This is a genomic window from Pseudonocardia adelaidensis, assembly GCF_039543345.1.
GTDB classification, from domain to species: domain Bacteria; phylum Actinomycetota; class Actinomycetes; order Mycobacteriales; family Pseudonocardiaceae; genus Pseudonocardia; species Pseudonocardia adelaidensis.
Map to the genome: position 1 here is coordinate 66,679 of NZ_BAABJO010000006.1, position 12,492 is coordinate 79,170.

Consider the following 12,492-nt stretch of genomic DNA (forward strand, 5'->3'; position numbering starts at 1 on the left):
ACCGCTCAGCAGGTGCAGGTCCACTCGTTGCCGTCCGGCTCGAACCCCGCACGCCCGAGTACGCGTGCTCCCGCCGAGTCGACCGGCGCGTGCGTGCGGACGCGATCGAACCCCGCCGCGCGCGCCGACCGCACGCACTCCGCCACGAGCCGCGAGCCGATCCCAGCGCACCGCGCCACGGGCTCCACGAGCAGGAGGCTCAGCCGGGCGGCCCGCGGGTCGGTCTCGTCGGCGAGGCACAGGGCGCACCCCACCGGCTCGCCGTCGGCCTCCGCGATCCACGCCGCCTCGCGCGGGTCGGCGCGGCAGGCGAAGTCGGCCACGAGGCGCGCCGCCTCCGCTTCCCGGGCACCGTGCCGGGAGATGATCCACCCCAGCTCGCCTGCTCGCGGGCCGCGCAGCACGAGGGTGCGGGGGAGCGGCGCATCACCGAACGCCCGGCGGATCCAGTCCATCGCGGCGACGAGCCGCCGGCGTCCGTCCTCGTCGAGCGGATCGAGGAGCTGTTCCGTGGCGCGGACCTGCCCGTCGTCGATGCGCCCGTACGCGATGCGGCCCTGCGCGGTCAACCGCACGAGCTGGCGTCGGCCGTCGTCCCGCGCCGCCTCGCGCACGACGAGCCCGTCGGCGGCGAACCGGCCGAGGATCCGGCTGAGGTAACCGGCATCGATCCCCAGCAGCCCGCGCAGCTCGGAGACGCCCATCTCGTCCCGGTGTGCCAGCTCGAACAGCACGCGCGCCTCGGTGAGCGAGTACGGCGTGCCCAGGAGGCCTGCCTCGAGCACGCCGATCACCCGCGTGTAGAAGCGGTTGAACTCCCGAACCCGGGCCACGGTGTTCGCGGCCGCGTCGGCCATCCTCGCCTCCATGAAAGCTTGACAGCGCCCACGAGCCCGTTGACTCTGTCAAACAATAGCGAGAGGGGCCGCCCATGTGGATGGAAGCCGCGCTGTGGGTCGCCGCCCTGGTGCTCGTCCTGATGGGCCTCGCGCCCGTCGCACCCTCGAACCTGCCGCGCACGGGGCTGCGCACCCGCATCGCCCGGCAACTGCACCTCTGGGACCGGTACGTCTTCCACGACCCGCGGATCTGGCATCCGCCCGACTGATCCTGGCGTCGGCGATGCTGTCAGGCTAGCCTGACGCCATGTCCCGGGACCCCTGGCACGACGGCCGTGAGGCATGGGAGCGCCTCGCGCGCCGGCCGCGGTCGGGGGAGGAGGCGCTGGGTGCGCTCTCCGACATCGGCCACGTCCGGAGGCTGCTGGACCAGGCGGAGCTGGAGGCCGTGCGGGCCGCCCGCCGGGACCGGCGCTCCTGGGCGGAGATCGCCACCCGCCTCGGCGTCTCCCGGCAGTCGGCGTGGGAACGCTGGAAGGACCTCGACGAGGAGCCGAGCGCGCCTGCACCGCGCCCGCGGGTGACGGTTCCGAACGTGGTCGGCATGTCCTGGCCCACCGCCCAGCACCGGCTCCTCGAGGAGCGCCTGCACCCGGTCATCGCGGATCCCGCGCCGACGCCGTTCCTCGGGCCCGAGGCCGCTGACTTCGAGGTGGTCGACCAGAAGCCCACCGCGGGCGAACGCGTCGCCTCGCACTCGCCGGTCACCGTCTGGCTCCACCGCGGGCCGGGTTCGGCCGGCGTCCACGCTCCGCTGCAGCCGCCGCCGGACCCGCACGCCCGGCGCGGGGCGATCGACGAGGAGACGGGGGAGAGCGTCCGCTAGCGGCACGAGCGACCGGGCGTCCGCTATGCCTGCGCCAGGCCGGCGAGCACGCGTCCTCGCCCGGGAGATCGGACACCGGCGGATCACGGTGAACGGCACCCCGCTCGGGCGCCTCGGCGAACCCGCCGACATCGCGCACGTCGTGGCGTTCCGGCGTCCGAGGCGGGCCGCTGCGTCACGGGGCAGACATGCCGGTGGGCGGCGGAGCGTTCTGACGGAGGTGCCCTCTCCACGCCGGAACCCGCGACTGTTCTGTCATAACGTCGATTATCGGCTCACGAACGAGCCGTGCAGGCGGGGCAGCAGTCGAACACCGACCAGCAGATCTCGTTCCGCAGCCGCTGGTCGTCGAGGACCAGCTCGCGAATCTCGTCCGGGAGCTGGTCGCGCTGCCAGTGGCACTCGAGGCGGCCGGCGTTCTCGCTGGCGCGCCCGGAGGTCGCCGCGCGCGCCGCCTTGATCGCATAGGCGGCAGCACCGAGGTCGTGTGCGGCCACGTGGGCCACCACCGCCGCCTGCCCGGCAGCGAACGCGGCGTGCCGGGCGGCCCCGCTCGACACCCTCGCCGCTGCCATGGCGTGCCCACCCGCCGCCCGGGACTCGGACATCCTGATCTCGCCCCGCGTCCACGCCCGAATCGCCTCGATCGCCTGACGGGGCCGCGGGTCCGCGGGCTGCACCGCCTCGAACAGGTGCAGAACGTGCTCCGCGCACGCGGCGGCCCACAGGGCCAGCAGCCGATGGTCGGAGTCCGTGAGCGTGCCGCCGCGGCGGATCGTGATGAGGCGGGGGTCTCGGTCCTTCGGCAGGATCACGCGTCCATCATTCCCGGCTCACGTTATGACAGGAGCGCGGACCCGAGGCCGCTCAGCACCGGCGTCCCACGGACGATGAACCCGGTGAACGACGCGACGCCGAAGATCGGCGTGCGGTCGGCGGTGACCCGGACGAACGAGACCGTGTCCTCCCCCACGCGCTCCCCCACCTGCGCGGCGTCCGCTGCGAAGTCGTCGAGGAACGCCCGGGCGGCGCCCTCCCTGCCGAGTCCGTCGGCGAGCAGCAGGGAGTCCTGCTTCCAGTTCACGCCCGTGCCCCGTACGTCCGAACACCTAACCTCTCAGGCTGGTAGCCGATCGGGAGGTGCCGGAAGCGCGGTTGTGATCGAGATTCCGGTCCGCGACCTCAGCCCGCGGTGGGCGGCTGGTCGACCAGTTGGGCGAGGTAGAGCTGCTCGCCGAGCCGGTCCATGAGCTCGAGGTTGGTCTCGATGTAGTCGATGTGGTGCTCCTCGTCGGCGAGGATCTCCTCGAACAGCTTCGCCGTCGTGATGTCGCCCTTCTCCCGGCACAGCGCGATGCCGGGCCGGAGCCGCTCCACCACCTCGACCTCGATGGCGAGATCGGACTGCAGTTGCTCGCGGACCGTCTGCCCGATCCGCAGCGGGAACAGCCGCTGGTAGTTGGGGAGGCCCTCGAGGAACAGGATGCGGTCGGTCAGGATCTCCGCGTGCCGCATCTCGTCGACGGACTCGTTGCGCGTGTAGGCAGCGAGCTTCGTCAGGCCCCAGTTCTGCTGCATCTTGGCGTGCAGGAAGTACTGGTTGATCGCGGTGAGTTCGCTGGTGAGCTGCTCGTTGAGCAGCGCGATGATCTCGTCGTCGCCACGCATCGGGGTCCTCGCTTCGTCGGCGGTGAAACGGCAGGGGAATGTACCGCCGACGTTAACCCCACGAATGGGCGACAAACGATTCAGGATCGCCTGTCGGCAGGTCAGGCGAACCTTCGAACAGGCGGTCCTGGCTTTATGCCGATCTCGGCAGCCCCGCGATTTCCGACGGGGCGTGGGCGGCGGCGAGGAAGACGTCGATGTGGTCGTGGCACGAGCCGCAGCCCGTGCCCGCCTCGCAGGCGTCGCCGACCTCCTCGACGGTGCGCGCTCCGCGGGCGACGCACGACCGGATCACGGCGTCCGGCACCGCGTAGCAGATGCACACGTACACAGGCACTCCTTCGGACAAGCAAGGCTTGCCTATGGTCACATCCGCCGGGGCTGGACGCAAGAACTAGCCTCTCCACGTGCCGCTCGACGAGTACCGCCGCAAGCGCGATGCGCGGCGCACGCCGGAACCGGTCCCCGCCGACGACCCGGTCGCCCCGGAAGGCCCCGGCCACCGCTTCGTGATCCAGGAGCACCACGCCCGCAGGCTGCACTGGGACGTCCGGCTGGAGCGGGACGGCGTGCTGGCCTCGTGGGCGGTGCCGAAGGGGTTGCCCACCGATCCGGACACCGTCCGGCTGGCCGTGCGCACCGAGGACCATCCGATCGAGTACCTGGAGTTCTCGGGGGAGATCCCGGCGGGCGAGTACGGCGGCGGGCAGATGACCATCTGGGACTCCGGCACCTTCGAGGCCGAGAAGTGGAACCCGCGCGAGGTCATCGTCCGGCTCAGCGGGGAGCGGGCGTCGGGGCGCTTCGTGTTCATCCGCACGGACCGCGAGGGCGGGAAGGACAACTGGCTGCTGCGCCGCTCCGACCGCGACGGCGGCCGGGCACCTCTCCCCCACGACGCGCGCCCGATGTTCGCGACGCCCGGGGAGCTCCCGACCGACGGCGAGTGGTGGCTGCAGGTCGGGTTCGGGGGGCGGCGCGTGATCGTGCGGGCCGACGGCGGGCGCGTGCGGTTCACCGACGCGGAGGGCGACGAGGTCGCCGCGCCCGGCCTGCGGGAGCTGGGGCCGTCGCTCGGTGCCACGCAGGCGCTGCTCGACGCGGAGCTGGTCGGTGGCGCGGAGGGGGTGTACCTGTGGATCGGCGACCTGCTGCACGTCGATGGGCGCGACGCGTGCGCCCTGCCGTTCCGGGAGCGGCGGGCGCTGTTGGAGGGTCTCCCGCTCGACGGGCCGCGCTGGCGCCCTGCGCCGGTGTTCCCGGCAGCGGGGCGGGAGGTGCTGGCCGCCGCGGCGCAGCAGCGCCTCCCGTACGTACTGGCGAAGGATCCCGACTCGCCGTACGAGCCGGGCCGCACCAGCACGCGGTGGGTGCAGGTCGACACGGGGGTGGCCACGCCGGCGGCCGCGCCCCGGCGCGCCGCGAGGAAGGGCTTCGGCCGGGCCACGCTCAGCAACCCGGACAAGGTGCTCTACCCGCTCACCGGCACGACCAAGGCCGACGTGCTCGCGTACTACCTCGCGGTCGCGGATGTGATGCTGCCGCACCTGCGCGAGCGGCCCGTCACGCTCGTGCGCTGGCCGGACGGGGTGGATCGGGGTTCGTTCTTCGAGAAGGACGTGTCCCGGCACGCCCCGAGCTGGCTGCGCACGGCCCGGGTGGGCACGCCGGGCGGCCGGTCGGAGAACGCCGACTTCCCGTTGATCGACGACGCCGAGGGCCTCGCGTGGGCCGCGAACCTCGCGGCGCTCGAGCTGCACGTGCCGCAGTGGCGGGTGGGGGCGCGGGGGGCCCAGCGGCTGCCGGACCTGGTGGTGTTCGACCTCGACCCGGGTGAGGGCACCACGGTGGTGGACTGCGCGCGGGTGGCGGAACGCATCGCGGAGCGGCTCGCCGACGACGGGCTCGTCGCGTACCCGCGCACGAGCGGCGGGAAGGGCATGCAGCTGTACCTGCCGGTCACGGTCTCGCGGGCGGAGCGGACGTCGGAGTTCGCCAAGGCCCTCGCCGAGGAGCTGGCCCGGGAGTCGCCGGGGCGGGTGACGGCGGTGATGGCGAAGGCGCGGCGGCGCGGGAAGGTGTTCGTCGACTGGAGCCAGAACAACCCGTACAAGACCACGATCGCGAGCTACTCGCTGCGCGGGCGGGCGCGGCCCACGGTCGCCACGCCGGTGACGTGGGACGAGGTACGGGCCTGCCGCCGCCCGGACGACCTCGTGTTCACCGCAGCGGACCTGCCCGCACGCATCGCCGAGCACGGCGACCTGCTCGCCCCGCTGTTCACCGAACCGCAACGCCTCCCCCGTCGCGGCTGATCGAGACGGGCTGAAAGGCTTCAGCCGTGCCCCGGCACCCCTACTTCGACGGCCCCTACCCGCGCGCCTACGCCCACCGCGGCTGGCACATCGACGACCTCGACGGCTGCGAGAACACCCTGCCCGCGTTCCGCCGGGCGGTCGCCGAGGGGTTCGGCTACCTCGAGATGGACGTCCACGCGAGCGCCGACGGCGTCGTGGTGGTGCACCACGACCCGACGCTCGAGCGCACCACCGACGGCAGCGGGCCGATCAGCGCCCTCTCCGCGGCCGCGCTGGCCCGGGTGCGGGTGCGTGGCCGGGAGCCGCTGCCGTTGCTCGAACAGGTGCTGGTGGAGCTGCCCGACACGCGGATCACGGTGGAGCTGAAGTCCGGCGGGGTGGTGGAGCCGGTGCTCGAGGTGCTGGAGCGCACCGGCAGCTGGCACCGGGTCTGCCTGGGCAGTTACCACGACGGGTGGCTGCGGCGGGCGCGCGAGGCGGCCGGGCCCCGGTTGTGCACCTCGATGGCCCAGGGTGCCGCGTTCGGGCTGCGGGCCAGGGCGTGGCTGGACCGCTTGCCCGCGCCGGCGCGCCGCCTCCCCGCGCCGCACTCACCCGGCGATCTCGCGCAGCTCCCCCGCCGCCTCGGCCCGCTCACGGTGGTGGACGCCGCGCTGCTGCGGGCCGCGCACCTGAGCGGCCGCGAGGTGCACGTGTGGACCGTCGACCGGGCTACCGAGATGAGCGCGCTGCTCGACCTCGGCGCCGACGGCCTGCTGTCGGACCGGCCCGACGTGCTGCGCGACGTGCTGCACGCCCGCGGTGTGTGGCAGGGCACCTGAGGGGTGCCCGGGCGCTAGTCTCCGCGGGTGAACGCGCCGACCGCTTCCGTCGATCGCGGCCGGGTGCTGGCGTGGGCGCTGTGGGACTGGGGTTCCGCGGCCTACCACGCGGTGATCCTCACGTTCGTCTTCTCGGTCTACCTCACCGACACCGTCGGTGACGGCAGCCCGGCGGCGGGCGCCGCACTCGGCTACGCGATGGGCGCCGCGGGGCTCGTGATCGCACTGCTGGCCCCGGTGATCGGTCAGCGGGCCGATGCGTCGGGCCGGCGGAAGCTCTCGACGGCGGTGTGGACCGCCTGCACAATCGCGACGATGGCCGGGCTGTTCGCCGTCCGCGACGATCCCGGCTACCTGTGGCCAGGCCTGGTGTTGCTGGCGCTCGGCTCGGTCGTCGCGGAGCTCGCCCAGGTGTCGTACAACGCCATGCTCGCCCAGGTCTCGACGCGCGCGACGATCGGGCGGGTGTCCGGGTTCGGGTGGGCCATGGGCTACGTCGGGGGCATCGTGCTGCTGCTCGTCGTCTACTACGGGTTCGTGGCCGGCGGCGGCCCGACCGGTGGGCTCGCCGGCGTCCCCCGGGAGGACGGGCTCAACGTGCGCGTGGTCGCGCTGGTCGCTGCGGGGTGGTTCCTGGTGTTCGCGCTGCCGCTCCTGCTGCGCGTGCCGGAGGCGCCGGCCGCGGACCGGCCGGCCCGGCTCGGCGTCGTGGGCGCGTACCGGGCCCTCGCCGCCGACCTCGCCGCGCTGTACCGCGCGGACCGGCACACCGTCTACTTCCTCGGCGCCAGCGCCCTGTTCCGGGACGGGCTCGCTGCGATCTTCACCGTGGGCTCGGTACTGGCGGTCGGGGTGTACGGCATCGGGGCGGGCGACGTGCTGCTGTTCGGCGTGGCCGCGAACGTCGTCGCGGCGGCCGGCGCCGTCGCCGGTGGGCGGCTGGAGGACCGGGTGGGGCCGAAGCGGGTGATCGTGGGGTCGCTGCTCGGGATGATCGCGGCCGCCGCGGTGCTGCTCGTCGTGTCCGGGCCGCTGATGTTCTGGGTGTTCGGCCTGGCGCTGGTGCTCTTCGTGGGGCCTGCGCAGTCCTCGTCGCGCACGTTCCTCGCGCGGCTGGCCCCGCCGGGTCGCGAGGGCCAGCTCTTCGGCCTCTACGCGACCACGGGTCGGGCGGTGTCGTTCCTGGCGCCGAGCCTGTTCGGCCTCTTCGTGTCGCTGTTCGGTGCCCAGCGGGCCGGGATCGTGGGGGTCGTGCTGGTTCTGGTGGCGGGGCTGCTGGCGCTCTGGCCGGTGCGTCCTCCCTCCCCGATCGGGGAGGGCGCCGCGACCCGGTAACGGGCCGGCTGCGAGCCTGTGAACAGCACGTCAGTACGGCGTGACATAAGTCACAGTTGGCTGACAGGTCACAACCGCGTGTGTAGCGGCCGCCGATCGGGGACACTCGTGTACCGGGGCGGCAGACGTCCGGGGTGGTCGCATGAACTGACCACACCCGGTCGGATTCCGCCCCTATGGCGGGAATGGACGGCTGCTCTGCAGACGTTACACCCGGTGGTGATGGCCGAGGGAGGCTCCCTCGGCCCCGGTAGGGAGGATGACGCATGGCCGACCGCGTGCTCCGTGGCAGCCGGCTCGGGGCTGTCAGCTACGAGACGGACCGCAACCACGACCTTGCGCCGCGGCAGTCGATGCGCTACGCGTGCCCGCGCGGACACGACTTCGAGGTGCCCTTCGCGGGCGACGCCGAGGCCCCGGCAACCTGGGAGTGCCGTCTGCACGGCAGCATCTCCCGTCTCGTGGACGGCGCCGAGCCCGAGCAGAAGAAGGCCAAGCCCCCGCGCACCCACTGGGACATGCTGCTGGAGCGGCGTTCCGTGGCCGAGCTGGAGGTGCTGCTCAACGAGCGCCTCGAGCTGCTGGCCGAGCGCCGGCGCGAGATCGCCTGAGTCGCAGTCGAAGAACCGGGCCACCCGTCGGGTGGCCCGGTTCTCGTCTGTTCAGGCGTCGAGCACCTGCTCGGCGCGCGAGACCACCGGCGGCAGCGTCGACCACGGGAAGTTGATCCACCGGTCGGTGCGCCGCCACACGTACTCGCACCGCACGCTGCTGTGCGGCTTCTCGTACACCACGGCGCAGCGCACGTCGGCGACGTGCTCGCCGCAGAAGTCCCGCACGAGCTTGAGCGTGGCGCCGGTGTCGGCGACGTCGTCGGCCACGAGCACGCGCGCGCCCGACAGGTCCACCACGTTCGGCACGGGCGGCAGCATGATCGGAACCGGTAGCCGCTCGTCCACACCCGTGTAGAACTCCACGTTCGCCACGTGCAGGTTCTTGACGTCGAGGGCGTAGCCGAGCGCGCCGGCGACGAACAGGCCACCCCGCGCGATCGACAGGATGATGTCGGCCTCGTAGCCGTCGGCGGCGATCTGCTCGGCGAGCTCCCGGGAGGCGTTGCCGAAGAGCTCCCAGGTGAGCTCCTCGCGTGGAGCGTCGCTCACGCCTCCTCCTCGCTGACGCTCGTCGGCAGCGCTCGCGGCGCTGCTGGGGTGAATGGTGAGCGCGCAAGCTCGCTCACGTGCGGACCGACCCGTCGCTCACGGCCTCGTCGCCGGCAGGCCGGCTCGGGCGCTCCGGGACGGCCGGCGGCGGGTCGGCGGGGGGACGGTCGGCGCGCACCACGGTGGGTGTGCGGCGCACCAGCCGCCCGGCACCCCAGCAGGCCACCCGCCAGAACGCCTCGACGACGATGGCGGTGTCCATCTTCGACGCCCCGCGCTCGCGCTCGGTGAAGGTGATCGGCACCTCCACCACGCGGAACCCGCCGAGCACGGCCCGCCAGGCCATGTCGATCTGGAAGCAGTAGCCCTGCGACGCGATCTGGTCCAGGTCGAGCTCCTCGAGCACCTGCCGGCGGAACACCCGGAACCCGGCGGTGATGTCCTTGATCTGCACGCCGAGCGCCAGCCGGGAGTACAGGTTGCCGGCGCGGGAGATCAGCTGCCGGCGCGCGGGCCAGTTGCGCACGATGCCGCCCGGCACGTACCGGGACCCGAGCACGACGTCGGCGTCGTCCAGGGCCGCGATCAACGCAGGCAGGTCCTCCGGGGGGTGCGAGCCGTCGGCATCCATCTCGACGACGACCTGGTAGTCGCCGCTCAACGCCGTGGCGAACCCGGCCAGGTAGGCCGCGCCAAGGCCCTGCTTGCCCGTGCGGTGGAGCACCTTGACCCGTGGGTCGGCCGCCGCCATCTCGTCGGCGAGCTCACCGGTGCCGTCGGGGCTCGCGTCGTCGACCACGAGGACATCCGCCTCGGGCACGGCGGCGTGCAGCCTCGCCACGACCGGACCCAGGTTGTCCCGCTCCTGGTAGGTGGGGATCACCACCAGAACCCGGCCCCTCGGCTCAGCCATCCTCGTCCCTTCCCGCACGCATCACCGCGCGACGCCTGGTCGCGATCCCCGCGCCGATCGCGAGCACCCCGAGAGCGACCAGCGCCCATTCGGGCGCGGACCGCCATCGGGTGGCCAGAGTAGTGGTGTCCCTCAGCTGGGTCCGATCGACCAGGACATCCGGCGTGAACTGCCGCGTGCTCGCGGTGACGGTGCCGTCGCGGGTGATCGTCGCGCTCACCCCGCTCGTGGTGGCGACGATCACCGGCCGGTCGTGCTCGACGGCCCGCAGCCGCGACATCGCCAGCTGCTGGTAGGTCATCTCGGACAGGCCGAACGTGGCGTTGTTGCTGGGCACGGCGAGCACCTCGGCGCCGGCGTCGACGCTGTCGGCCACCAGGTCGTCGAACGCGACCTCCCAGCAGATCGTGACGCCCACGCGCACGCCCGCCATGTCCACCGCACCCGGCCCGTCGCCCGGCACGAAGTACCCCGCCCGGTCGACGTACGGGGAGAGCAGGCGGAAGAACGACCGCCACGGCATGTACTCGCCGAACGGCTGGACGCGGCGCTTGTCGTTGCGCTCCACGACCCCCTTGCCCGCCTCCCAGACCAGGGCGGAGTTCGAGGTGGTGAGCCCGTCGGGGTTGCGCAGCACCGACCCGACCAGCACCGGCACGCCGACCGCCGCGGCCGCCCTGTCGATCTGGGCGGCGGCGTCGGGGTTGCGCAGCGGGTCGATGTCGCTGGAGTTCTCCGGCCAGATCACGAGGTCGGGGCGGGGCGCCCGGCCCGCCGCGACGTCGGCGGCGAGCTGTTCGGTGGCCTTCACGTGGTTGTCGAGCACGGCGCGGCGCTGGGCGTTGAAGTCGAGCCCCAGCCTGGGCACGTTGCCCTGCACCGCGGCGATCGTGACCGTGCGGTCGTCGCCGTTCGGGGTGGCGGGCACCAGCGCGGCGAGCGGCCCCGCGGCCATCGTGAGGACGGCGATGAGCGCCGGCGCGATCATCCGGTGCGGGGGCCGGCGGCGGACCAGCCGTCGCACCAGCTCGCCGAGCGCGAGCCCCGCGAGCACCGCAGCGAAGGACAGGAGCGGCTCGCCGCCGATCGCGGCGATCGGCAGCAGCGGCCCGTCCGGCTGGCCGAAGCCGACCCGGCCCCACGGGAGCCCGCCGAACGGGATCCGTCCCCGGACCGCCTCACCCGCGATCCACACGGCGGCGGCCCACAGCGGCGCGGCGGGGAGCCGGGAGACCACGGCGATCCCCGCGCCGGCGGCGCCGATGAACAGCGACTCGAACGCGCTCAGCGCGACCCAGGGCAGGGAGCCGACGAACGAGCCGGTCCAGGCGAGCAGGGGCAGCAGGAACCCGAGGCCGAACAGGAAGCCGTAGCCGAACCCGGCGCGGGCGCGCCGCCCGTACAGGACGATGCCCAGCAGCGCGAACGCCGGGAGCACCAGCCACCACAGCGTGCGCGGCGGGAAGCTGAGGTACAGCAGCGCGCCGCCGCCCGCCGCCCCGACCATCCGGGCCGCCACCGCGGGACGCCAGCGCCTGCGCACCGCGGCAGGCGCGGGCGGTTCGGGCGCGACGGGATCGGTGGTGGGAGCGGCCACGAGGTGAGACTACGTGCCCCCCGTGTGGCGCCGGTGACCTGGGAGCACCGGGAGGGCCGCCGGTCAGGCCGGCACCGGGGCCAGCAGGTGCGCGTTGCCCAGCGCGTCGACCGGGCCCGGGGCACCGCTGCGGGTGAACCACTCGTACCCGTAGGCGCCCGCGAAGCCGTCGATGGGCACGTCGGCGGGCACGTCCTCGTCGGCGATCTGGCTCGCGTGCGCCACCATCGCGGCGCGCTTGTTCCGCAGGTGGGCGTCGGTGCCGGTGACGGCGAGCCCGATCTCGGCGGTGACCCGCCCGAACGACACGGCGGCGGCGCGCGCGGCGCCGTGGATCAGATGGCGGTCCCTGGCCGAGACGTGCAGGTGCTCGCGGTCCACCGTGGCCCGGTACCCGGTGAGCCCCAGCATCTCCGCGGCGGTCGCCCCGATCCGGAAGACCGCGCGGTGGTCGGGGTGGCCGTAGATCCCGTGCTCGTCGTCGTGGACGATCGCGCTCGCGCCCTCGTCGTCGGCGATCTCGGCGACGTCGCGGGCGAGTTGTAGCTGGTCGGCCATGGCCAGGGCCCGCTCGTGCCGCGCGTCGGCCCACCCGGGCAGGCCCGAGTCGCGCCTGCCCAGCAGCGCCAGTCGCGACACCCCGAGCAGCTCCGCCGCCTTCTCCAGCTCGGCGAGCCTGCGTTCGGGGATCGTCTCGCCGGGCCGCAGCGGCACCCGGGAGCCACCCAGCTCGCCCGCCGTCGCGACGACCAGGACGGTGCGCGCGCCCGCGTCGGCGAGGCGGCGCAGGGTGATCCCGGTGAAGATCGACTCGTCGTCGGGGTGGGCGTGCAGGACCAGGACGGTGTGCCCGCGCAGGTCGGGGGTGGAGATCATCGTGGGTTCGCAGACGTGCGGGGCCGCGCGGAGCGGCCGGGACGGAGGGGGCCGGAGGTCAGCTGCAACAGCAGCG

The 12,492-nt window shown here is 73.6% G+C and carries 15 protein-coding genes; 6 read left to right on the top strand and 9 right to left on the bottom strand.

Annotated elements, in window-relative coordinates; all coding sequences use genetic code 11:
• Positions 1 to 5: 5 nt before the first annotated feature.
• Complete coding sequence (locus ABEA81_RS09400) at positions 6 to 857, bottom strand: bifunctional helix-turn-helix transcriptional regulator/GNAT family N-acetyltransferase (protein ID WP_345604498.1); 852 nt, start codon at positions 855 to 857, stop codon at positions 6 to 8.
• A gap of 74 nt (positions 858 to 931) precedes the next feature.
• Here ABEA81_RS09400 and ABEA81_RS09405 point away from each other — a divergent pair, with 74 nt between their 5' ends.
• Positions 932 to 1,108: a hypothetical protein gene (locus ABEA81_RS09405; protein WP_345604499.1), complete on the top strand. Its 177-nt coding sequence runs from the start codon at positions 932 to 934 to the stop codon at positions 1,106 to 1,108.
• 38 nt (positions 1,109 to 1,146) lie between these two features.
• Complete coding sequence (locus ABEA81_RS09410; protein ID WP_345604500.1) at positions 1,147 to 1,725, top strand: PASTA domain-containing protein; 579 nt, start codon at positions 1,147 to 1,149, stop codon at positions 1,723 to 1,725.
• A 275-nt stretch (positions 1,726 to 2,000) separates the two neighbouring features.
• On the opposite strand, the gene ABEA81_RS09415 is transcribed toward ABEA81_RS09410, so the two are convergent.
• From ABEA81_RS09415 to ABEA81_RS09430, 4 genes are all read right to left on the bottom strand, one after another.
• A complete protein-coding gene (locus ABEA81_RS09415) occupies positions 2,001 to 2,540 on the bottom strand; it encodes a putative immunity protein (protein ID WP_345604501.1) in 540 nt (179 codons plus the stop codon).
• A 23-nt stretch (positions 2,541 to 2,563) separates the two neighbouring features.
• The gene (locus ABEA81_RS09420) at positions 2,564 to 2,809 is read right to left on the bottom strand and encodes a TroA family protein (protein ID WP_345604502.1); all 246 of its coding nucleotides are present in this window, start codon (positions 2,807 to 2,809) and stop codon (positions 2,564 to 2,566) included.
• 98 nt (positions 2,810 to 2,907) lie between these two features.
• Positions 2,908 to 3,393 carry a bacterioferritin gene (gene bfr, locus ABEA81_RS09425; RefSeq protein WP_345604503.1) on the bottom strand — a complete coding sequence of 162 codons (486 nt, stop codon included), beginning with the start codon at positions 3,391 to 3,393 and terminating at the stop codon, positions 2,908 to 2,910.
• Between the two features lie 133 nt (positions 3,394 to 3,526).
• Positions 3,527 to 3,724 carry a (2Fe-2S)-binding protein gene (locus ABEA81_RS09430; RefSeq protein ID WP_345604505.1) on the bottom strand — a complete coding sequence of 66 codons (198 nt, stop codon included), beginning with the start codon at positions 3,722 to 3,724 and terminating at the stop codon, positions 3,527 to 3,529.
• 76 nt (positions 3,725 to 3,800) lie between these two features.
• Between ABEA81_RS09430 and ligD the strand changes: the two genes are divergently transcribed.
• The 4 genes from ligD (at position 3,801) to ABEA81_RS09450 (ending at position 8,478) form a co-directional block, all read left to right on the top strand.
• Positions 3,801 to 5,708 carry a non-homologous end-joining DNA ligase gene (gene ligD, locus ABEA81_RS09435; RefSeq protein WP_345604506.1) on the top strand — a complete coding sequence of 636 codons (1,908 nt, stop codon included), beginning with the start codon at positions 3,801 to 3,803 and terminating at the stop codon, positions 5,706 to 5,708.
• Positions 5,709 to 5,734: 26 nt separating this feature from the next.
• Positions 5,735 to 6,532, top strand: a complete 798-nt coding sequence (locus ABEA81_RS09440) for a glycerophosphodiester phosphodiesterase family protein (RefSeq protein WP_345604507.1) — start codon at positions 5,735 to 5,737, stop codon at positions 6,530 to 6,532.
• A gap of 27 nt (positions 6,533 to 6,559) precedes the next feature.
• Positions 6,560 to 7,867: an MFS transporter gene (locus ABEA81_RS09445; RefSeq protein WP_345604508.1), complete on the top strand. Its 1,308-nt coding sequence runs from the start codon at positions 6,560 to 6,562 to the stop codon at positions 7,865 to 7,867.
• A gap of 266 nt (positions 7,868 to 8,133) precedes the next feature.
• Positions 8,134 to 8,478: an RNA polymerase-binding protein RbpA gene (locus ABEA81_RS09450; RefSeq protein WP_345604509.1), complete on the top strand. Its 345-nt coding sequence runs from the start codon at positions 8,134 to 8,136 to the stop codon at positions 8,476 to 8,478.
• Between the two features lie 51 nt (positions 8,479 to 8,529).
• Here ABEA81_RS09450 and ABEA81_RS09455 read toward each other — a convergent pair whose 3' ends face one another.
• From ABEA81_RS09455 to ABEA81_RS09470, 4 genes are all read right to left on the bottom strand, one after another.
• Positions 8,530 to 9,030: a phosphoribosyltransferase gene (locus ABEA81_RS09455; protein WP_345604510.1), complete on the bottom strand. Its 501-nt coding sequence runs from the start codon at positions 9,028 to 9,030 to the stop codon at positions 8,530 to 8,532.
• Between the two features lie 73 nt (positions 9,031 to 9,103).
• Positions 9,104 to 9,943, bottom strand: a complete 840-nt coding sequence (locus ABEA81_RS09460) for a polyprenol monophosphomannose synthase (protein WP_345604511.1) — start codon at positions 9,941 to 9,943, stop codon at positions 9,104 to 9,106.
• Positions 9,936 to 11,540, bottom strand: coding sequence for an apolipoprotein N-acyltransferase (gene lnt, locus ABEA81_RS09465; RefSeq protein ID WP_345604512.1), 1,605 nt, complete (start codon positions 11,538 to 11,540; stop codon positions 9,936 to 9,938). Before lnt ends, ABEA81_RS09460 begins: the two co-directional genes overlap by 8 nt.
• 63 nt (positions 11,541 to 11,603) lie before the next feature.
• A complete protein-coding gene (locus ABEA81_RS09470; protein WP_345604513.1) occupies positions 11,604 to 12,416 on the bottom strand; it encodes a PIG-L deacetylase family protein in 813 nt (270 codons plus the stop codon).
• Positions 12,417 to 12,492: the final 76 nt, after the last annotated feature.

Bases quoted from the DNA above. Each gene is read 5' to 3' on its own strand.
- ABEA81_RS09400 (WP_345604498.1), bottom strand. From the start codon at position 857: ATGGCCGACGCGGCCGCGAACACCGTGGCCCGGGTTCGGGAGTTCAAC.
- ABEA81_RS09405 (WP_345604499.1), top strand. From the start codon at position 932: ATGTGGATGGAAGCCGCGCTGTGGGTCGCCGCCCTGGTGCTCGTCCTG.
- ABEA81_RS09410 (WP_345604500.1), top strand. From the start codon at position 1,147: ATGTCCCGGGACCCCTGGCACGACGGCCGTGAGGCATGGGAGCGCCTC.
- bfr (WP_345604503.1), bottom strand. From the start codon at position 3,393: ATGCGTGGCGACGACGAGATCATCGCGCTGCTCAACGAGCAGCTCACC.
- ABEA81_RS09450 (WP_345604509.1), top strand. From the start codon at position 8,134: ATGGCCGACCGCGTGCTCCGTGGCAGCCGGCTCGGGGCTGTCAGCTAC.
- ABEA81_RS09460 (WP_345604511.1), bottom strand. From the start codon at position 9,943: ATGGCTGAGCCGAGGGGCCGGGTTCTGGTGGTGATCCCCACCTACCAG.
- ABEA81_RS09470 (WP_345604513.1), bottom strand. From the start codon at position 12,416: ATGATCTCCACCCCCGACCTGCGCGGGCACACCGTCCTGGTCCTGCAC.